Source organism: Lentzea terrae (assembly GCF_003265345.1).
GTDB lineage: Bacteria > Actinomycetota > Actinomycetes > Mycobacteriales > Pseudonocardiaceae > Lentzea > Lentzea terrae.
In genome coordinates this window covers 133,194-152,741 of record NZ_QFWW01000038.1, presented here as the reverse complement: position 1 = coordinate 152,741, position 19,548 = coordinate 133,194, and the positions used below count along the sequence as shown (strand labels likewise).

The window sequence follows — 19,548 nt, the reverse complement described above, 5'->3', positions numbered from 1 at the left end:
GAAGCGCAGCCCATAGCGTTGTGGACGTGCTGGAACGACTCAACGAAGCCATGGCCCGCATCGAGGACGACCTCGAAGGAGAGGTCGACGTCAGGCAACTCGCCCGCATCGCCGGCACGAGTGAGTACCACCTCAGAAGGATGTTCAGTGCGCTCGCGGGCATTCCGCTCAGCGAGTACATCCGGCGGCGGAAGCTCACGAAGGCCGCGAATGAGGTCCTCAGTGGACAGGACTCCCTGCTCGACATCGCGATCAGGTGGGGGTACGGGTCCAACGAGGCCTTTGCGCGGGCGTTCAGGGCCATGCACGGTGTCGGGCCGCAGGAGGCTCGCGCCAAGAAGAAGCCGTTGCAGTCGCAGCAGATTCTCACGTTCAGGCTGGTTGTCGAAGGGAGTACGAGCATGGAGTACCGGATCGTGAACAAGGAGGCGTTCAAGGTGGTCGGCAGGGGGACGCGGGTGCCGTTGGTGCACCTCGGGATGAACCCCGCGATCGTCGAGTTCGTCAAGGGCATCGGGATGCCGACGCTCGAGCGGATGAAGGAGCTCGGTGACGGGGAGCCCAACGGCCTGCTGGCCATCACTTCCAACCAGGAAGGCACCGACGAGGGCGACCAGCTCGACTACTTCCAGGGCGTGGTGACCAGCCGGGACGCGCCGGAGGACATGGAGACCATGACGGTGCCCGCGCACACCTGGGCCGTGTTCCGGACGGAAGGGCCGTACCCGGAGACGATTCAGTACATGTGGCGGGACATCTACGCGCAGTGGTTCCCGTCCAACAGCTACCGGAGCGTTGAAGGGCCGTCGATGTTGCAGACGCAGATCGACGGCGACACGGCCAAAGCGGAGTTGTGGATTCCGGTCACCAGCTGAGGGCGAGGCGTTCGATCACGTCGCGGAGCTCCAGCACGGAAATCCACGACGAGGGAATCACGGCAACGCCGTCGCGGGCGCCCAGGATGTTGCCGCAGATCGAGCCGGTTGAGTCGCTGTCACCTGAGTGGTTGACGGCGACCCGCACCGCCGAGGCGAAATCGGGTGCCACCAAGGCGGCGTGCAGGCCGATGGCCAGGGCTTCTTCGCCCACCCAGCCGCCGCCCAGTTCGGCCTCGATTTCCTCGGGGGTCAGCGGGCCGAGCGAGACGACCTTGTCCAGCAAGGTGGTCTGTTCCTCGTGGCCGTCCCAGCGGACCAGTTCGGCGCGGGAAACCGCAATGGCCGACGGCAGGTCCGCGCCATCCAGCAACGAACGGACGATCACTGCCAGGACGCCTGCCGACAGGTAGCCGCTCGGGTGGTGGTGGGTCATCTTCGCCGTGTCCACGGCCAGTGAGAAGACCTCGCGGACGTCGGACGACCACACGGCGACGGGGGCGGCGCGCATCACGCCGCCGCAGCCCTTGGAGTTGTTCTTTTCGTTGTGCTTCAACGCGGTGATGCACGTGTGGCCCGGCGCCCGCCGTGAGTGCAGGCGCTGGTCCGCCATCAGCCAGCCGTCAGAGGCGACCGGTGGGCCGCCCTGCGTGTGCAGCCAGCGCGCGTAGGCGGCCCGCACGGTCAGCAACGGGTCGACGCCGTGCTCACGGGCCAGAAGCAGGCCTTCGAGAGTGAAGAGCACCATCTGGGTGTCGTCGGTGATCTCCAACGACGGCAGATCGACGACACCGGCATCACCGTGACGACGCCGGATCTCGTCGATCGACGTGAACTCGATCGGCGCGCCCAGCCCATCTCCTACCGCGCCGCCCAGGAGGCAGCCCAGCAGGCTCACGGCACCGTGATCTTGCCGTCGACCGCCTTCAGAGCGATGTCGGAGCGGTGGTGGGAGCCGGCGAGGTGGACATCCGCGATGCGCTTGTAGGCGCGCTCGCGGGCCTTCGACAGGGACTTGCCGGTGCCGACCACCGACAGCACGCGGCCGCCGGCGGACACGACCGCGCCGTCCTCGCGGCGGCGGGTGCCGGCGTGCAGGACGCCCTCGGATTCGGAGCCGGTGATCACGTCACCCGTGCGCGGGCGGCCGGGGTAGCCCTCGGCGGCCACGACCACGGTGACGGCGTAGCCGTTCTCCCACTCCAGAGCGGGCAACGACGACAACGAACCCGTCGACGCCGCCAGGAACAAAGAAGAAATCGGCGACTTCAACAGCGCGAGCACCGACTGCGTCTCCGGGTCGCCGAAGCGGCAGTTGAACTCGATCACCTGCACGCCGGACGACGTCAGCGCCAGACCCGCGTACAGCAGGCCGACGAACGGGGTCTCGCGAGCGCGCAGCTCGTCGACGACCGGCTGCACGCAACGCGAAACGATCTCTTCGACAAGCCCGGAAGGCGCCCACGGCAACGGTGCGTAAGCGCCCATGCCGCCGGTGTTCGGACCGTGGTCCCCGTCACCCACGCGCTTGAAGTCCTGCGCCGGGATCAGCGGCACGACGGAAACACCGTCGGTGACGCAGAACAGCGACACCTCCGGACCGTCCAGGAAGGACTCCAGCAGCACCGGGTGCCCGCCGTCGAGCAACGTCATCGCGTGCGCACGGGCCAAAGCCAGGTCCGAGGTCACCACGACGCCCTTGCCCGCGGCCAGGCCGTCGTCCTTCACGACCCAGGTGGGGCCGAAACGGCCGAGCGCGGCGTCCAGGCGGGCCGGGTTGTCCACGACCTCGCTGTGGGCGGTCGGGACGCCCGCCGCGTTCATGACGTCCTTCGCGAACGCCTTGGAGCCCTCGATCCGGGCGGCGGCCTTCGAGGGCCCGAAGCACGGGATGCCCAGTGCTCGGACCGCGTCAGCGGCCCCGACGACCAGCGGTTGTTCGGGGCCGATGACGACGAGGTCGGCCTTCCACTCCTTCGCGAGGGTGGCGACCGCCGAGGCATCTGCGACGTCCACGCCGTAGATCTCGGCGTGTCCCGCGATACCTGCGTTGCCAGGCGCGCACGCCAAAGCAGTCAGCTGCGGATCGCGTGACAACGCGAGGACAAGGGCATGCTCACGGGCTCCAGACCCGATGACCAGGACGCGCACGATGCCCCAGCGTAGTTCAGCCGAGTGCCTGCTTCGCTCCAGGGTGCAGCGGGACCGGGTCGGACGCCGAAGCCTTCGCGCGATCGATGTCCTTCACGGCCGGGTGCACCTTCTCCAGGTCAGCCTTCTTGTCGAAGATCAGCTTGGTCACGGCGCACGCGTTGTTGGCCGCGAAGTCCTCGCGGACCAGCAGCAAGTTCGGTACGACGATCGTCTTAGCCTCCGCGGTGCCGTACGTCGCAGCCGGGATCGTCCCCGTGTCGTACACCGGGCTGATCTTCTTCATCTCCGGCAGCAGCGGGGTGATGTCGATGAACTTGACCTTGTCCTTCATCGACGTCGTGATGTCGGTGATCTGCGGCGTCGGCAGACCGCCGGACCAGATCAGGCCGTCGATGCTGCCGTCCTTCATCCCGTCCGCGGTCTTGGTCAGGTCCAGCCGCTGGGCAGAGACGTCGGAGTCGATGTTGAGACCCGCCGACTTCAGCAACCGGCCGGCGATCACCTCGGTGCCCGACTTCGGCGAGCCCGTCGAGATCCGCTTGCCCTTCATGTCCGCGACCGAGTTGATCCCGGAGTCGGCTCGCACCAGCACCTGCGTGTAGTTCGGGTAGATCCGCGACAGCGCCGCGATCTTCTCCTTCTTGCCGTTGAACGCACCGGTGCCGTTCACCGCGTCCGCAGCCGTGTCGGCCAGCGAGAACGCGATGTCGTACGTGCCGCTGACGAGCTGCTGGATGTTCTGCACGGACGCGCCGGTCTCGGCGGACGACGCCTTCAGCTTCGAGTTGTCGGAGATCAGCTTGGCGAGACCGCCGCCGACCACGAAGTACACGCCACCGGAGTTGCCGGTCGCGATCGTGATCCGGCCGTCGGACGCCTCGCACGACGCCTGAGAGCCACCGGCGTCCGGCGTGGTGGGCGTGCGCTTGCCGCCACACCCGGAAACCACGAGCGCCAATGCGATCGCACCGATCGCGTATTTACGCAGCATCACGAACCCTCCCACGGGTGACCAGGTGTACCGCCACGGCCACCACGAGGAACCCGGCCCCGATGGCGATCGTCAACGGCTGCAGGTAGAGCAGGAACAACGCGGCCGGCACGCACAGCAGGCGTTCCGGCCAGCGCGCAGGACCGAACAGCCACCCGCCCGTCAGCACGGCCAGGGCGGCGACTCCCAGTGCGGACGCTCCGAACGCCCACACCGAGTCCAGCAACGGCCCGCGCAACAACAGCGCGGCACCGGAATCGGTCAGCACGAACGCCAGCGGCACCAGGAACGCGGGCAGCGTGTACTTCCACGTCTGCCACATCGTCTTCATGACATCGCCGCCGGTCAGCGCGGCCGCGGCCACCGCAGCGAGCGCGGTCGGCGGCGTCACCTCGGACAGCACCGCGTAGTAGAAGATGAACATCGCGGTCTCGGCCGGCTCGACGCCCAGCGTGATCAACGCCGGACCGATGACGACCCACGAGATGATGAACGACGCCGTCACCGGCACCGCGAGTCCGAGCACTGACACCGCGACGGCCGCGAACACCGCCGTCAGCATCAGGATGACGACCTCGGACGACGACAGCGCCGAAGCGAGGTCCACCAACGACCCCGCAAGCGCTTGCCCCAGCCCGGTCTTGGTGATCGTCGACGTGATCACACCGGCCGCCGCGCAGACCGCGATCACCGGGAACGCCGAGCGCACACCGGTCGACAGCGCGTCGGCGATCAGCCGGAACCACTCGCGCCGGTGGTTGATCAACGCGAACAGCGCGGCGACCCCCGTCGCGTACACGACCGCCTTGTAGACCGGGATGCCCAGCGCCAGGAAGACGATGATGATCCCGAGCGACAGGAAGTGGTACCAGCCGAGCTTCAGGACGTCCCAGAACCGCGGCGCGTCGATGTCGACCGGCCGCGCCCCGAACCGCCGGGCGTCGGCCTCGACCGCCAGCGCGATGCCGAGGTAGTAGAGCAACGTCGGGATGATCGCCCAGATCAGCACCGACAGGTACGACACCTGCAGGTACTCGGCGATGATGAACGCCGCCGCGCCCAGCGTCGGCGGCGACAGGATCGCCCCGATGCCGGACGCCGCGAGCAGCCCGCCCGCGTTCTCCTTGGGATAGCCGGCCTTCCGCAGCATCGGCCACGTCACCGCGCCCAGCGACACGGTCGTCGCCGTGCCCGAACCGGACACCGTGCCCAGCAGGAAACCGGCGGTCGCGGCGGTGCGGCCGGGCGCGGTCCGCGACTTGCGGAACGCCGCGAAGCTGACGTCGACGAAGAACTTCCCGGCACCGGAGGCGTTCAGCACCGCGCCGTAGATCGTGAACAGCACGATGTAGGTCGCGGCCACGTCCAGCGGAATCCCGTAGAACCCGCTGGAGTCGTTGAAGAAGCCGTTGATGATCTGCGCGAAGTCGATGCCCGAGTGAGCGATCGACCACGCCGACGGCAGGAACCCGCCGTAGTAGGCGAACGCGATGAACCCGAGGCACACCACCGGCAGCACCCAGCCGGTCGTCCGCCGGCACGCCTCCAGGATCAGCACGAGCAGCACCGCGCCCGCGATGACATCCAGCGTGGTCAACTGCCCCTGCCGGTTCAGGAACTCGTCATAGCCCCCGAACAGCGGGTACGCGCCGGCCACGAACGCGGCGAGCGCCAGCACCCAGTCCCACCACGGCGGCTGGTGACCGCGGCCGTAGGACAGGAACACCAGCGGCAGCGTCACCGCCAGGAAGATGATCAGGTAGTACTGGCTGCCCTTGGCGAACGGGAAGAAGACCTGCTTCAGAACCAGCAGGGCGATGAGGAGACCGGCGACCCACAGCGCCCGCTCCCACCTGGGTGAGAGCGAGCGCGACGGCATCTCCTCGTCGTGCTCCGCGACGATGCGGGCGAGGTCCGGGTTGGCCACGATCGCACCGTACTGTGGGGCCTGTCACAGCGTTAGACGATCAATCCAAAGGGATTGCAAAGAAGCTCAGACGATCCGAGTGTCCACATAGCACCAGCGCCAGTCCTCGCCCGGCTCGAACGAGCGCATGACCGGATGCTGGGACGACCGGTAGTGCTTGGTCGCGTGCTTGCCGGGGCTCGAGTCGCAACACGCCACGTGCCCGCAGGAGAGGCACATCCGCAGGTGAGCCCAGTTGCGCTCACCCTCAGCAAGGCAGTCGACACAGCCATCGGCCGACTCCGGCGCCACCGCCTGGGGCAGCGCTCCCACGTGCGAACAGGTCATGCCGTCCATCTTTACGCAGAATGAGCGGCATGGTCGGGCCTGAACTCCTGCTGCTGTTGCTCGGCGCGCTGGTCGTCACGTCCATCGCGCGCCGGCTGAACTGGTCGGCGCCGCTGGTCCTGGTCGCGGTCGGGCTCGTCGTCTCGTTCATACCGGGCGTGCCGGAGTTCGAGCTCGATCCGCACCTGATCCTGGTCCTGGTGCTGCCGCCGCTGCTCTACAGCGCCGCGCTGGACAGCTCGTACCTCAACATCCGCGCGAACCTGCGGCCGATCGGCCTGCTCGCGGTCGGGCTGGTGCTGTTCACGACGTTCGTCGTCGGCGTGACAGCGAGCCTGGTCTTTCCCGACCTGCCGTTCGCCGCGGCGCTGGTCCTGGGCGCGGTCGTGGCGCCACCGGACGCCGTCGCGGCCGTCGCGATCGGACGCAAGCTCGGGCTGCAGCGCCGGGCGATGACGCTGCTGGTCGGCGAGAGCCTGATCAACGACGCCACGGCGCTGACCGCGTTCAAGGTCGCGGTGGCGGCCGCGGCGGGAGCAGCCATGCACCCCGTCCAGGGTGTCGGCATGTTCCTGCTGGTCACGGCGGGTGGCATCGCGATCGGCCTGGTCGTCGGGGTGGTGGTCAGGTTCCTGCGCAAACGGCTCTGCGAGGGCGTCCTGGAGAGCGCGCTCGGCCTGCTCGTGCCGTTCGGCGCCTACCTGCTCGCCGAAGAAGCCGCGCACGTCTCCGGTGTGCTCGCGGTCGTCGTCGCGGGGCTCTACATCGGCCACCACTCGCCGCGCGGCACCTACACGACCCGGCTGCAGGACGCGGCGGTGTGGCGGTCGGTGGACGTGCTGCTGGAGTCGTTCGTCTTCGCGCTCATCGGGCTGCAGGTGTCGGCGATCGTCGGCGAGGTCGACCTGAACATCGGCCTGCTCCTGGGCGCAGGTGCCGTACTGCTGGCCACGATCCTCGCGCGGTTCGTCTGGATGTACCCGGCCACGTACGTGCCGATGTACCTCTCCAAACGCCTGCGCGAGCGCGAACGGTGGCCGCACCTCGGTCAGGTGACGGTGATCGCGTGGGCGGGCATGCGCGGTGTGGTGACGTTGGCCGCAGCGGCGGCGATTCCGAACGATGTGCCGGGGCGCGACATCATCGTGTTCTGCGCCTTCGTCGTCACGGTCAGCACGTTGCTGCTGCAGGGCACGACGTTGCCGTGGGTGATCAACAAGATCGGTTTCGAGGGCAACGACGCGCGCGAGGACGCACTGGCCGAGGCGCAGATCCAGCACCGCGCGGCACAGGCAGCGGTCGACCGGCTGGACCAGGAGATCTCCGACGTTCCCGAGCACGTCGCGGACCAGTTGCGGTCACTGGCGGAGCACCGGGGCAACGCCGCGTGGGAACGCCTTGGGCGGCAGGAGGAGGAGAGCCCGGCGGCCGCGTACCGGAGGCTGCGCAGGGTGATGCTGAAAGCGGAGCGTGACGAGTTCATCAAGGCCCGCGACGCCGGCGAGATCGACGACGAGGTGCTCTTCCGCGTGCTGCGCGAGCTGGACCTGGAGGAGGCCGCCCTGTCACGTGAATAGACACTGCCTCGTGAGTAACCGTTCACCTGCTTTTCGTGTTGCGATGCTTGGGTGCGCTCTCAACACGAACTGGGAGGTCGAACGATGTATCGGAGAGGTCTAGCCGCCGCAGTCCTCGTTTTCGCGGGTGCGGTGGTGGCGTCCCTGCCCTCCGCGTCGGCTCACGACGACAAGGGTCCGATCGTCATCGGGCACCGCGGCGCATCGGCGTACCGGCCGGAGCACACGCTCGCGGCCTACGAGCTCGCCGCCCGCATGGGCGCCGACTACATCGAACCGGACCTGGTGCCCACGAAGGACGGCAAGCTGGTCGCCCGGCACGAGAACGAGATCGGCGGCACCACCGACGTCTCGGTCAAGCCGGAGTTCTTCGACCGCAAGAAGACCAAGACCATCGACGGCACGCAGGTCACCGGCTGGTTCACCGAGGACTTCACGCTCGCCGAGCTGAAGACGTTGCGCGCCAAGGAACGCATCCCGGCGATCCGCCCGCGCAACACGCTCTACGACGGCCGCTTCGAGGTGCCGACGCTGCAGGAGGTCATCGACCTCACCAAGCGCCTGTCCCGCGAGCTGCACCGCGAGATCGGCATCTACCCCGAGACCAAGCACCCGACGTACTTCAAGACGATCGGCCTCGCGCTGGAGCCGAAGCTCGTCGACGTGCTGAACCGCAACGGCCTCAACCGCCGCAACGCCAAGGTCTACGTGCAGTCGTTCGAGGTCTCGAACCTCAAGGAGCTCAACAGGTCGCTGCGGGTGCCGCTGGTCCAGCTCGTCAACGCCTCCGGCGCGCCGTACGACTTCGTCGTGGGTGGCGACAAGCGCACGTACGCCGACCTCGTCACGCCCGCCGGCCTGCGAGAGATCCGCGGCTACGCGGACGGCGTCGGCCTGCACAAGGACCTGATCATCCCGCGCGACGCGGCCGGCTTCCTCAAGCAGCCGACCACCGTCGTCAAGGACGCGCACAAGGTCGGCCTGGACGTGCACTCCTGGACGTTCCGCAACGAGAACTCGTTCCTGCCGGCGGACTTCCGCAGCTCGGCCGACCCGGCCGCGTACGGCCGGGCCTTCGAGGAGTACGACGTGTTCTACAAGACCGGCATCGACGGACTGTTCGCGGACAACCCGGACACGGCCGTCGAGGCCAAGGTCAAGCGCTAGCGAGTGACAGCGTGCGGTCCTTGTCGAGCAACCCGCGTTGCTTCAACAGGGGCCGCACGCCCTCGCCGAACCAGTAGGCCTCTTCCAGGTGCGGATAGCCGGAGAGGATGAACTCGCTGATCCCGATGGAGTGGTACTCCTCGATGAGATCCGCGACCTCCGAGTGCGAACCCACCAAGGCCGTGCCCGCACCGCCGCGCACGAGGCCGACGCCCGCCCACAGGTTCGGGTAGATCTCCAGACCTCGGACGCCACGGCTGAGGTCACCACCGTGCAGTGCCACCATCCGTTGCTGGCCAACGGACTCAGACGTCCGCAGTTGGTCCTGCGCCTTCGCCACCGCCGCCGGGTCCAGCGCGTCGAGCAATCGTGAAGCCGCTGCCCACGCTTCGGTCGACGTGTCACGGCTGATCGTGTGGAGACGGATGCCGAACCGGATCGGCCGGTCCGTCAACGCCCGCACCCGCGCGATCTTCGCGGCCACGTCTGCCGGCGGCTCACCCCAGGTCAAATACACATCCGCGCGTGCAGCCGCCACCGGCAGAGCGGCGTCGGACGAGCCACCGAAGTAGATCGGCGGCACCGGGTCCGGCGCGGCCAGCACCGTCGCGTCCTGCACCTGGTAGTGCTCGCCGTGGAACGAGTACGGCTTGCCGGTCCAGACGCCGCGCACGATCTGCAGGAACTCATCGGTTCGCGAGTAGCGTTGGTCGTGATCGAGCCAGTCACCGAACCGTTGCTGCTCAACGGAATCACCGCCGGTCACGACGTTGAGCAGCAGCCGTCCGCGCGAGATTCGTTGATACGTCGCAGCCATCTGCGCGGCCAGCGTCGGCGACAGCACGCCCGGCCGGAACGCCACCAGGAACTTGAGCTTCGAGGTCTGCGCGATCAACGCGGACGTGGTCAGCCACGCGTCCTCGCACCACGTGCCGGTGGGCGTGAGCACGCCGGTGAACCCGACCTGCTCGGCCGTGCGCGCGATCTGCGCCAGGTAGTCGATGTCCGGCTCGCGGCGCGCTCCGGCAGCAGGTGCGCGCTGGGCGTGGAAGTGCTCCACGACCGTGCGGCCGTCACCAGATGTCGGCAGGAACCAGTGCAGTGTGACGCTCATGCGAGATCTCCCTGGAACCTCGTGTCGACGAACTTCGCGAAGTCGACCTTGCCCGGCAACGTCTTGTCCTCGGTGAACGCGTCCGCGAGCTGCTGCTCGGACTTGATCAGGGTGTCGTCGATCCGCACCGGCAGGTCGCCGTTGCGCTGCACGGCGGCGAGCGCGACCTCGTACTTGAGCCCGGTCTCGGCCGCCCACGCCTTCGCCCACTCCTCGCGGTGCGTGTCGGCCCACTTCTGCGCCTTGTAGTAGCGGATCAGGTACTCCTTGATCGCCGGGTTCTTCCCCTTGTCGTCCAACGCCTTGCGGCCCGCGACCTGGAAGCCGTACCCGTTCGACTCGCCCCGGCCGTCGGTCAGCACGCGCGCCTTGGCCTCCAGCTGCGCCTGCGCGGTGTAGGGATCCCAGATCGCCCACGCGTCGACCTTGCCCTGCGTGAAGGCGCCGTACGCATCGGACGGCTGCAGGAAGTTCAGCGTGACGTCCTTGGTGGTCAACCCGTTGGCGCGCAACGTCAGCAGGACCTGACCGTGGGCCGAGCTGCCCTTGGCCACGGCGATGTTCTTGCCCTTCAGGTCGCCGGCACTGCGCAGCGGCGAGTTCTCCGGCACGAGGATCGCGTCGGCGTCGACCTCCCCCTTCGACGCGCCGACCGCGGCGATCTTGGCGTTGGCGGCGGCGGCGAAGATCGGCGGTGTGTTGCCGACGCCGCCGAGGTCGATCGCGCCGGCGGACGCGGCTTCGAGCAACGGCGGCCCGGAGGTGAACGTCGACCACTCGATCTTGTACGGGAAGTCGTTCAGCAGGCCGGCGGCGGTGAGCAGAGCCTTCGCCCCGCCCTTCTGGTCGCCGACCTTCAGCACGACCTCGCCGGCCGGGGTGTCCTGCGCGGCGGCCGAGCACCCGGTCGTGAACAAGATCGCAGCGAGCAGGCTAAGCAGCGGTTTCAACATCCACTCCCAGGTCGGCGAGCACGCGGGTGCGTTGCTCCACAACGGATGCCCGGCGGCGCGGGCGGGGCAGGTCGACGTGGTGCGCCGCGACGATCCGGCCCTCGTCGAGCACGAGGATCCGGTCGGCCAGCAGCAACGCCTCGTCGACGTCGTGCGTCACGAGCAGCACGGCGGGCCGGTGCCGGGCCCACAGGTCTTCCACCAGGTGGTGCATGGCGAGCCTGGTCAACGCGTCCAGCGCGCCGAAAGGTTCGTCCAGCAGCAGCACGTCCGGCTCGCGCACCAAGGCCCGTGCGAGCGAAACCCGTTGCGCCTCACCGCCGGACAACGTCAGCGGCCACGCGTCGGCGTGATCGGCCAGCCGCACTTCTTCCAGTGCTTTCAACGCGATCGCGTGGCCGTTCGGCTTGTTCAGGCCCAGCGCGATGTTGCGCCAGACCTTGCGCCACGGCAGCAGCCGCGGCTGCTGGAACGCGATCGACACCGTGCCGGGGACTTCCGCCGTGCCGTCGACCTGGCGGTCCAGGCCGGCCAGGATCCGCAGCAACGTCGACTTGCCGCAGCCGCTGCGGCCGAGCAGGGCCACGAACTCGCCCGGCGCGATCTCCAGGTCGATCCCGTCCAGCACCGAGCGCGGCCCGAAAGCCTTGCGCAATCCCCGAATGCTCACCGCGCTTGCCATCGCAGCACCTTCCTCTCCAGCAACCGCACCAGGGCGTCCGTCGTGAGGCCGAGCAGCGCGTAGACCACGAGGCCGACGACCACGACGTCGGTGCGGAGGAACTCACGGGCGTTGTTGATCAGGAAGCCGAGCCCGGCGTCGGCGTTGATCTGCTCGCCGACGATGAGCGACAACCAGGCCGTGCCCAGCGCGATCCGCAGTCCCACCAGGGTTTGCGGGACGGCGGACGGCAGCACGACGTGCACGATCCGTTCGAAGCGGCTGTACCCGAGCACGCGCGCCGCCTCGACCAGGCCGGGATCGGTCTGCCGGATGCCGGCGTGCAGGTTGAGGTAGAGCGGGAACGCCACACCGGACGCGACCAGCGCGAGCTTGGGCTCCTCCCCGATCCCGAACCACAGGATGAACAGCGGGATCAGGCCGAGGTGCGGGAGCGTTCGCAACATCTGGACCGGCGGATCCAGCAACGTCTCACCCCACCGGGAAAGACCGGATGCCAGCCCCAAAGCGACACCGATCGTGCCGCCGATGACAAATCCCAGGAAAACGCGGCCGAGCGAAACCACGAATGCCTCACCCAATTGGCCGTCGGCGATCAGCTCACCGGCAGATTCCAGCACGGTGAGCGGCGAGGCCAGTTTCTCGGGCGAGAGCACACCCGTTGAGCTGGCCAGTTGCCACAGCAGGACCAGCGCAACCGGGCTGATCCAGCGCAGCTGCAGCGCGGGTTTTCGAGCGAGAGAAAGGGCCACGACGGGAATTACAGGCGAGCGCAGAACGTGCGTCAACGACGCCCAAATCGTGAAAAAACGTCGGACGTCGAGATAATCGGTCGCGGTGGTTTCCCGCCAACGGCCGAGTGACAACACGGGATCCGGCGATCATCATCCGGGGATGAACGAGGGGGAGAGATCCGGCGTGCCTTCCGGCACCACGCTCAGGTTCGCGTCGCTGGTGCTGCTGACGATCGCGACCACGTTGTTCGTCTTCGGGCAGTACGCGGTGTCGACTCCGGAAGACGAGCGCTGCCAGGTGACCACAGGGCTATACCTGACCAGGCCCCACTTCATCGCCCCCGACGAATCCAGGTGGGCTGCTTATCGCGCGTGCATGGCCGAGCTCGTCGTTCCGCACGCGCTGTGGCTCTCCGGCGGGCTCGTGCTGCTCTTCGCCGTCAGCCTGCTGATCTACCTCGTCCGGCCCGCGTGGCGCATCCGCAGGCGAAAGCTCATGCCCGTACCGGAAGAGCTGCACGAAAGCCTCGCGGAACTCGCCGCACAGGCCGGTCTCCCGCACACGACCTTCCTGCTCGACCCGACCAGCCTCCGGGCCGGCGGCGCCGCGTTCGGCAACCACCGGCGCAAGTACGTCGTGCTGAACGCCGGCATGCTCGTCCTGCACCGGACCGACAACGGGACGTTCCGCGCCATCGTTCTGCACGAACTGGCGCACGTCCGGTCAGATGTGACAACGACGTACGCGACTCTCGCGCTCTGGCGGGCATTCGTGCTCGTGGTGCTCGGGCCGTACCTGTTCCTCCTGGCCGACGACTTGTCCGACACCGACACGTACGGCCTGATCGGGAGGCTCGGGGCGTTGGTGGCGCTGGTGTTCCTCGCTCGCGTCGCGGTGTTGAGAGCCCGTGAACAGCATGCCGACGTGTTCGTGGCGCGCTGGACCGGGTCTGCGGACCCGTACCGCACGCTCGAGCCCTCAGGCCGGTTTCGACGCTGGTTCGGCCTGCATCCGCCGCCGGCCGCCAGAACCGCGGCGATGCGCGAGCCGGACTCGTTGCTGCGACCGGGTTTCTGGGAGGTACTGGGCTGCACGGTCGCGTTGCAGGTCGCGTGGTGGCACCTGCGTGCCGGACTGCACGTGCTCACCTGGTACCGGGCGGAAAACGAGTCGTTCCTCGTCCTGCGGGCCGGCTGGGCGGTCCTGATCACCGCACTGATCGGGCTGATCGCGTGGCGCGGTGCCGCGTTCGGGGCCAGGCGCGGGGTGTTCGCGTTGCCGGGCCTCGCCGTCGGGCTCGGGCTGGTGCTCGGCGAACGGCTGGACGCCTACAACTTCGAACCCGTCACGCTGCCCAGCGCGGTCGCGGCGCTCGTCCTCGCCGGCACGGCCGTGCTGGTGACGGTGTGGGCCACGTACTGCGCCACGCTCGTGCGCACCCGTTGGCACGCCTGGGTTCTCGGCCTGTCCACGGCCGTGGTCGCGTTCACGCTGCTGGGCTGGTTCCCCGAGGCTCGCTACGCCGGTCCGACGTGGCGTGACCACATCGGCCCAGCACTGGATCAGTCCGTTGTGGACGTTGTCTTGGTTCCGTTCCTGCTGAACTCGAACCGCGTCCTGACCGTGGTGTCGCTCGCCCTCGTCTGGCTGGTGCCGCTGGTGTTGCGCCGCGAGTTCCCCAAGGTGGCATTGGCAACGGGCGCCGTGGGCAGTGTGCTCGTGACTGTCGTGGTCACACTGCTCGACTCCGGGACCGACCCGTTGGTCAGCACGGCCCGGCAGGTCGTGGCGGTGGTGATCGTTCAGTTCGCCGTGGTGTTCGTGGCCTCCCGGTGGGTGGACCGGGTCGGCGCGCTGCTGGTGGCGTGGCTGATCGGACTGGCCGGCACCGGCGTGATCTGGCTGACGCACCTGCAAGGCACCCAGGTCGACAGCGCCTTGGCCACCCGCCCGCACCAGGTGCTGCCGTTGTTCGGCACGCTCGCGGCGCTGGCCGGAAGCCTGTACGCGGTGCGCCGCACCGAACAACAGGGACGACCGTGGGCGCTGATCGGACTCGCGGTCGTCTCGGTCGCGTTGGCGTCGTGGTGGCCGAAGGCCCCGAACGCCGCACCACTCCTGCCACCGGCAGCCGCTCCCACGAGCACACCGCCGACAACTCCGGTACCGACGACGACCACTCCCAAGCCCGTGGACCCGGCGGAGGCGATGCGCACCTGGAAGGTCGACGGCGGCCTCGAGCGCCTCGCGGCCGTGGAACAGGCGAACCTCGCGTTGTGGGCCGAGACGAAGCCGGACAACGACGCCCGCCTGGAACCCATGTGCGTGGCGCTGGCTCAGCTCGCCGGGGAGACGTTCCCAACGCCACCGGACACCACGATCGGTGCGAAGTGGACGGAGACGCTGCGGGCGTTGCACAAGGGCGCGCAGGCGTGCGCCGACGCCATCCACGGCGTGGTGAAGGACGACGGCACGATGGCCCGAGAACTGATCAAGGGCCGCAACCAGCTCGCGGAGCTGATCACGGCCCTTCGCTGACCTGTCTGCTGTCGGCTGTCAGCCCAGGACGTCGTGCCGGACGATCGTCTGGTCGCGGCCGGGGCCGACACCGATCGCCGAGACGCGGGCTCCGATGATGCTCTCCAGGTACTCGACGTAGGCCTTGGCGTTGGCCGGCAGCTCGTCGAACGTGCGGCAGTGCGAGATGTCCTCGAACCAGCCCGGCAGCTCCTCGTAGACCGGCACGGCGTGGTGCACGTCGGTCTGCGTCATCGGCATCTCGTCGACCCGTCGACCGTCCACTTCGTACGCGACGCAGACCGGCACCTTCTCCAGGCCCGACAACACGTCGAGCTTGGTGAGGAAGTAGTCGGTGATGCCGTTGACGCGGGAGGCGTAGCGGGCGATCACGGCGTCGAACCAGCCGGTGCGCCGGCTGCGGCCGGTGGTGACACCGAACTCACCGCCCTGCTTGCGCAGGTACTCGCCCTGGTCGTCGTTGAGCTCGGTCGGGAACGGACCGGAGCCCACGCGGGTCGTGTAGGCCTTCAGGATGCCGATCACGGTGCTGATGCGGGTCGGGCCGACACCGGAGCCGACCGTCGCGCCACCGGACGTCGGGTTCGACGACGTGACGAACGGGTAGGTGCCGTGGTCGACGTCGAGCAGCGTGCCCTGCGAGCCCTCCAGCACCACGATCTCGTCGCGGTCCAGCGCCTGGTTGAGCAGCAGGCGGGTGTCCGCGATGCGGTGCACGAAGTGCTGACCGCGCTCCAGCACCTGGTCGACGACCTGGTCGGGGTCGAGCGCCTTGCGGTTGTAGACCTTGACCAGCACCTGGTTCTTGAAGTCCAGGGCCGCCTCGACCTTCTGCCGGAGGATCTTCTCGTCGAGCAGGTCCTGCACGCGCACGCCTACGCGGGCGAGCTTGTCCTGGTAGGCGGGCCCGATGCCGCGACCGGTGGTGCCGATCTTCGCCTTGCCGAGGTAGCGCTCGGTCACCTTGTCGATGGCCACGTGGTACGGCATGATCAAATGCGCGTCCGACGAGATCAGCAGGCCGCTGGTGTCGACGCCCTTCTCCTCGAGTCCCGCGAGCTCCTCGAGCAGCACGCCGGGGTCGACCACGACACCGTTGCCGATGACGTTCTTCACACCGGGCGTGAGGATGCCGGACGGGATGAGGTGCAGGGCGAACTTCTGGCCGTCCGGGAGGACCACTGTGTGACCCGCGTTGTTGCCGCCCTGGTAGCGGACGATCCACTGGACACGCTCACCGAGGATGTCGGTGGCCTTGCCCTTGCCCTCATCGCCCCACTGGGCACCGATCAGCACGACGGCCGGCATGTGAAACTCCAAGCGCTTGGACTGGTTCGAGCGAACGCCGGTAAGCGAGGGTAGACCAGGAGATGACCGTGCACGGAATCGTGTTGGCCTGCGGAAACTCGCAGTTGCCAATGATCACTCAACGTGACGGGGTGCAGCTCGTCCCCGCCCGCCCCGGCAAGGACCACGTAGATCAACACCTGGACGCCGAACGGCTCGTCGTCGTGGGCACCGACGCCGACCTCTCTGCCGTCGCATTGCGGTTGCTGCGCAAGGAAAAACTGGGCTCTGTGGCCCTCGGTTACGTCCCGGTGGCCGACTCGCCGGTGGCCGCCCTCTGGGGCCTGTCGACCGATCCCGCACGGGCCCTGGACATCGCCCTGAACGGTGACGTAGATCCCGTTCCGTTCGTCCGCGACGACGTCGGCGGCGTGCTGATGGGACTCGGCGTGTTGTCGCCCGTCCGTGGCGTCGGTTACAGCGACGAGCACAACGTCCTGCGCGGCCAGGCCTCTCGGATCGAATGCACGCCGGACCCGGACGGCGGCCGCGGCCTCGTAGTGCGAATTGTTAACAAGCGCCTGATCGGGTCGCGCGTCCGGGAGAGCCGCCCGCGCGCGTTCCAGCTCGGCTGCCTGCCCACCACAGCCGTTCTCGATGGTCACAAGCACCCCCGCCCGGTCGACAAGTGGACCTGGTACCGCCACACCGAGGACTTGAGGCTCGTCCGAGGCGTCTAGCCGTGCGCTTGTAGTTCACTTGAGTGTCACCCGAAGGCATTGCCTAATTCCATACAGTGACTAAGGGTATGTCCCGATCACTTCCAACAAGGAAGGTCGGGATGATGTCAAAAGTTAACCGAATCATCGGTGTTTCCGTTGCCACCGTGGCACTCGCCGTTGGTTTTGTTTCCCCTGCACTCGCGACACCGCCGAACATCCCCAGCACCACCACCGCGAAGTCCGAACTGGCGAGCCTCACGGTCGCCAGCGAGGGCTCGATGACGGGCTATTCGCGCGACAAGTTCCCCCACTGGATCACGCCGTCGGGCACCACCTGCAACACCCGCGAGACCGTGCTCAAGCGGGACGGCACGAACGTCGTGACCGACTCGTCGTGCGCGGCCACCTCAGGCCGCTGGTTCTCCCCGTACGACGGCGCCACCTGGACCGCGGCCTCCGACGTGGACATCGACCACGTCGTGGCGCTGGCGGAAGCCTGGCGGTCCGGCGCGTCCTCGTGGACCACGTCCAGGCGCCAGGCGTTCGCGAACGACCTGTCGGGTCCGCAGCTGATCGCGGTCACCGACAACGTGAACCAGGCCAAGGGTGACCAGGACCCGGCCTCCTGGAAGCCGCCGCTGACGTCCTACTACTGCACGTACGCGAAGATGTGGGTTCGGACGAAGAAGAACTGGGGACTCACCTTGCAGAGTTCCGAGAAGACCGCACTGACCGGGATGCTGAACGCCTGCTGATGAACTCGCTCTCTTCGCTTTTCGTGGCCGGCCCTGGCGGCGTGATGACCGACGAGGTCGGCGTCGTCACCGGGGACCTGGAGCTGTGCACGGAACTCTCCGACGACGGAAAGCTCCGCGCACTGGTCCGCTACGAGGGCGCGGAAGAGTGGTACGCCATCACGGGCGCTGCTTGCGTCCTGGCTGATCCTCGCGATCACGAGCAGGTGCACTCGCTTCTGCGCGGGCTTCTGCACCGCCCGGAGGGCTGAGAGGCGGCAACGCCTCCATCGCCTCGCTCCGGCTCAACCCGGTCGCCTGCAACAGATCCACCGCGACACTCCGGATCTGCGCCAGCACCACCTTGGACGAGAACCCGTCCCCACCGAGACGCCGCGCGGTCAACTGCCGCGCGGCGTCCCGCACGGCCTCCCGCGTCTCCTTGGGCGTCTTCCCCTTCTCCAACTCGCCTTTGAGGCAGTCAACGGCATCCGCGTACGCCTTCAACACTTCCGGCACACCGTCCGGAATCCGCTCGTCCGCCTTGAGCGCCGCCATCGTCCGCCGCGCCAGCACCCGCGTGTTCCGAATCGCGTAGTCCACCGGCCCAGCCGCCGTCTGGTACCTGCTCAACTCGTCCTTGGACCGCCACCGGATGGGCGCGATCCTCGCGATCTCACTGCCGGTCTGCAGCGCCGACTTGTAGTCGTCGATCGTGCTCTGGCTGGTCCGCAACTCGGACAACACCCCAGCCGCCTTGACCGCGTCCTTCTCGGTCAGGGCCTCGGCGATGTTCCGCAACGCCGCACTGAGCGTGTTCGTCAACGCCTTGAGCTGCCGTTGCGCCACCGTGACCGGATTGGCAGGCAACAAGGCCGCCACCGCAAGCCCGACCAGCCCACCGGTGAGCGCGTCGATCATCCGGTCGAACCCACCGCCCGCACTGGGCGGCAACAACGTCGCAACCAGCACCGCGCTACTTCCAGCCTGCAGCGCGATCACCGAACCACCGTCGAGCAACACCGCCGCCGACATCGCCAGCCCGACCACGAGCGCGATCTGCCAGGGCCCACTACCGATCCAGCTGATCAGCGCGTCGCCGACCCCCACACCAACCGACACGCCGACAACAAGCTCACCAACGCGCCGCAGCCGCTGCCCCAACGAAACCCCGAGGCAGACCACCGCAGCAATCGGCGCGAAGAACGGGTGCTGGTGTCCGATGACGAGGGTCGCCACGACCCAGGCGAGCCCCGCCGACAGGGCACTTTGGACGATCGGCAACGCGGCCCCGCGCCACCGCGCAAGCCCACGCCCGACCGCATCCCTGACCGCGCCCACCACTCACCCCGCCCGCTGATCCCGACTAGCCGCCCCAGTCTTGGTCCAGCGGCCACCAGGCACAACCTGCGGGTACGCCACAACACATGTCGACGGTGGTTACAGGGGGTTCCTCATGGGTCGGCGGTACTCGACACGCCTCAGATCTCCCGCGAAGGCGAAGCCAAGCGGCGATGGCGAAGCCGAGGCGCGTGAAAGCTTGAAACGCGGTGCGGGCGGGTCCCCGTCACGAGGACCCGCCCGGACCGCACCACCTACGCAACAGGCAGCCGCCGTAAGCAACAGGCGTGCCATCAACCCGCGTGCGGCGCTGGACCCCCCGATCAGATTGGCGGGGGGTTTGGGGGCGGCGCCTCCCAAGGGGAAGCACGCACGGTGAACGGGAGCACGCAACAGGGGGACGACCTACGCAACCGACGCGCCC

The 19,548-nt window shown here is 68.1% G+C and carries 17 protein-coding genes; 6 read left to right on the top strand and 11 right to left on the bottom strand.

The genetic code is table 11. From position 1 onward, the window contains the following. Positions 1 to 26: 26 nt before the first annotated feature. On the top strand, positions 27 to 875 hold the full coding sequence (locus DI276_RS47445; RefSeq protein WP_112276781.1) for an AraC family transcriptional regulator: 849 nt from the start codon (positions 27 to 29) through the stop codon (positions 873 to 875). On the opposite strand, the gene DI276_RS47440 is transcribed toward DI276_RS47445, so the two are convergent. The 5 genes from DI276_RS47440 to DI276_RS47420 form a co-directional block, all read right to left on the bottom strand. Further along, positions 865 to 1,773: an ADP-ribosylglycohydrolase family protein gene (locus DI276_RS47440; protein ID WP_112276698.1), complete on the bottom strand. Its 909-nt coding sequence runs from the start codon at positions 1,771 to 1,773 to the stop codon at positions 865 to 867. The genes DI276_RS47445 and DI276_RS47440 overlap by 11 nt on opposite strands. After that, entirely contained in the window at positions 1,770 to 3,026 is a 1,257-nt protein-coding gene (gene purD / locus DI276_RS47435) for a phosphoribosylamine--glycine ligase (RefSeq protein WP_112276696.1), read from the bottom strand. Before purD ends, DI276_RS47440 begins: the two co-directional genes overlap by 4 nt. 16 nt (positions 3,027 to 3,042) lie before the next feature. After that, positions 3,043 to 4,020, bottom strand: a complete 978-nt coding sequence (locus DI276_RS47430; RefSeq protein ID WP_112276779.1) for a TAXI family TRAP transporter solute-binding subunit — start codon at positions 4,018 to 4,020, stop codon at positions 3,043 to 3,045. Then, a complete protein-coding gene (locus DI276_RS47425) occupies positions 4,010 to 5,899 on the bottom strand; it encodes a TRAP transporter permease (RefSeq protein ID WP_112276777.1) in 1,890 nt (629 codons plus the stop codon). The genes DI276_RS47430 and DI276_RS47425 overlap by 11 nt, the downstream gene beginning before the upstream one ends. 114 nt (positions 5,900 to 6,013) lie before the next feature. Continuing rightward, on the bottom strand, positions 6,014 to 6,274 hold the full coding sequence (locus DI276_RS47420; protein WP_112276694.1) for a UBP-type zinc finger domain-containing protein: 261 nt from the start codon (positions 6,272 to 6,274) through the stop codon (positions 6,014 to 6,016). A 29-nt stretch (positions 6,275 to 6,303) separates the two neighbouring features. Between DI276_RS47420 and DI276_RS47415 the strand changes: the two genes are divergently transcribed. Both DI276_RS47415 and DI276_RS47410 read left to right on the top strand, forming a co-directional pair. Further along, a complete protein-coding gene (locus DI276_RS47415) occupies positions 6,304 to 7,851 on the top strand; it encodes a Na+/H+ antiporter (RefSeq protein ID WP_198681342.1) in 1,548 nt (515 codons plus the stop codon). Positions 7,852 to 7,935: 84 nt separating this feature from the next. Beyond that, positions 7,936 to 9,018, top strand: a complete 1,083-nt coding sequence (locus tag DI276_RS47410) for a glycerophosphodiester phosphodiesterase (protein ID WP_112276690.1) — start codon at positions 7,936 to 7,938, stop codon at positions 9,016 to 9,018. On the opposite strand, the gene DI276_RS47405 is transcribed toward DI276_RS47410, so the two are convergent. Genes DI276_RS47405 through DI276_RS47390 form a run of 4 tightly spaced genes read right to left on the bottom strand, consistent with a single transcriptional unit; the run spans position 9,008 to position 12,519 of the window. After that, the gene (locus tag DI276_RS47405; RefSeq protein ID WP_112276688.1) at positions 9,008 to 10,132 is read right to left on the bottom strand and encodes an LLM class flavin-dependent oxidoreductase; all 1,125 of its coding nucleotides are present in this window, start codon (positions 10,130 to 10,132) and stop codon (positions 9,008 to 9,010) included. The genes DI276_RS47410 and DI276_RS47405 overlap by 11 nt on opposite strands. Next, a complete protein-coding gene (locus DI276_RS47400) occupies positions 10,129 to 11,082 on the bottom strand; it encodes an ABC transporter substrate-binding protein (RefSeq protein ID WP_408610647.1) in 954 nt (317 codons plus the stop codon). Before DI276_RS47400 ends, DI276_RS47405 begins: the two co-directional genes overlap by 4 nt. Further along, positions 11,066 to 11,767, bottom strand: a complete 702-nt coding sequence (locus DI276_RS47395) for an ABC transporter ATP-binding protein (RefSeq protein ID WP_112276773.1) — start codon at positions 11,765 to 11,767, stop codon at positions 11,066 to 11,068. The genes DI276_RS47400 and DI276_RS47395 overlap by 17 nt, the downstream gene beginning before the upstream one ends. After that, positions 11,752 to 12,519, bottom strand: coding sequence for an ABC transporter permease (locus tag DI276_RS47390; RefSeq protein ID WP_232837412.1), 768 nt, complete (start codon positions 12,517 to 12,519; stop codon positions 11,752 to 11,754). The genes DI276_RS47395 and DI276_RS47390 overlap by 16 nt, the downstream gene beginning before the upstream one ends. A 142-nt stretch (positions 12,520 to 12,661) precedes the next feature. On the opposite strand from DI276_RS47390, the gene DI276_RS47385 reads away from it, so the two are divergent. After that, positions 12,662 to 15,040 carry a M48 family metalloprotease gene (locus tag DI276_RS47385; RefSeq protein WP_112276684.1) on the top strand — a complete coding sequence of 793 codons (2,379 nt, stop codon included), beginning with the start codon at positions 12,662 to 12,664 and terminating at the stop codon, positions 15,038 to 15,040. An 18-nt stretch (positions 15,041 to 15,058) separates the two neighbouring features. Here DI276_RS47385 and DI276_RS47380 read toward each other — a convergent pair whose 3' ends face one another. Then, positions 15,059 to 16,348, bottom strand: a complete 1,290-nt coding sequence (locus DI276_RS47380; RefSeq protein ID WP_112276682.1) for an adenylosuccinate synthase — start codon at positions 16,346 to 16,348, stop codon at positions 15,059 to 15,061. Positions 16,349 to 16,458: 110 nt separating this feature from the next. Between DI276_RS47380 and DI276_RS47375 the strand changes: the two genes are divergently transcribed. Both DI276_RS47375 and DI276_RS47370 read left to right on the top strand, forming a co-directional pair. Then, complete coding sequence (locus tag DI276_RS47375; RefSeq protein WP_112276771.1) at positions 16,459 to 17,067, top strand: hypothetical protein; 609 nt, start codon at positions 16,459 to 16,461, stop codon at positions 17,065 to 17,067. A 104-nt stretch (positions 17,068 to 17,171) separates the two neighbouring features. Next, positions 17,172 to 17,804, top strand: coding sequence for an HNH endonuclease family protein (locus tag DI276_RS47370; protein ID WP_112276769.1), 633 nt, complete (start codon positions 17,172 to 17,174; stop codon positions 17,802 to 17,804). A 159-nt stretch (positions 17,805 to 17,963) separates the two neighbouring features. On the opposite strand, the gene DI276_RS47360 is transcribed toward DI276_RS47370, so the two are convergent. After that, positions 17,964 to 19,124, bottom strand: a complete 1,161-nt coding sequence (locus DI276_RS47360; RefSeq protein ID WP_112276678.1) for an FUSC family protein — start codon at positions 19,122 to 19,124, stop codon at positions 17,964 to 17,966. Positions 19,125 to 19,548 lie beyond the last annotated feature (424 nt).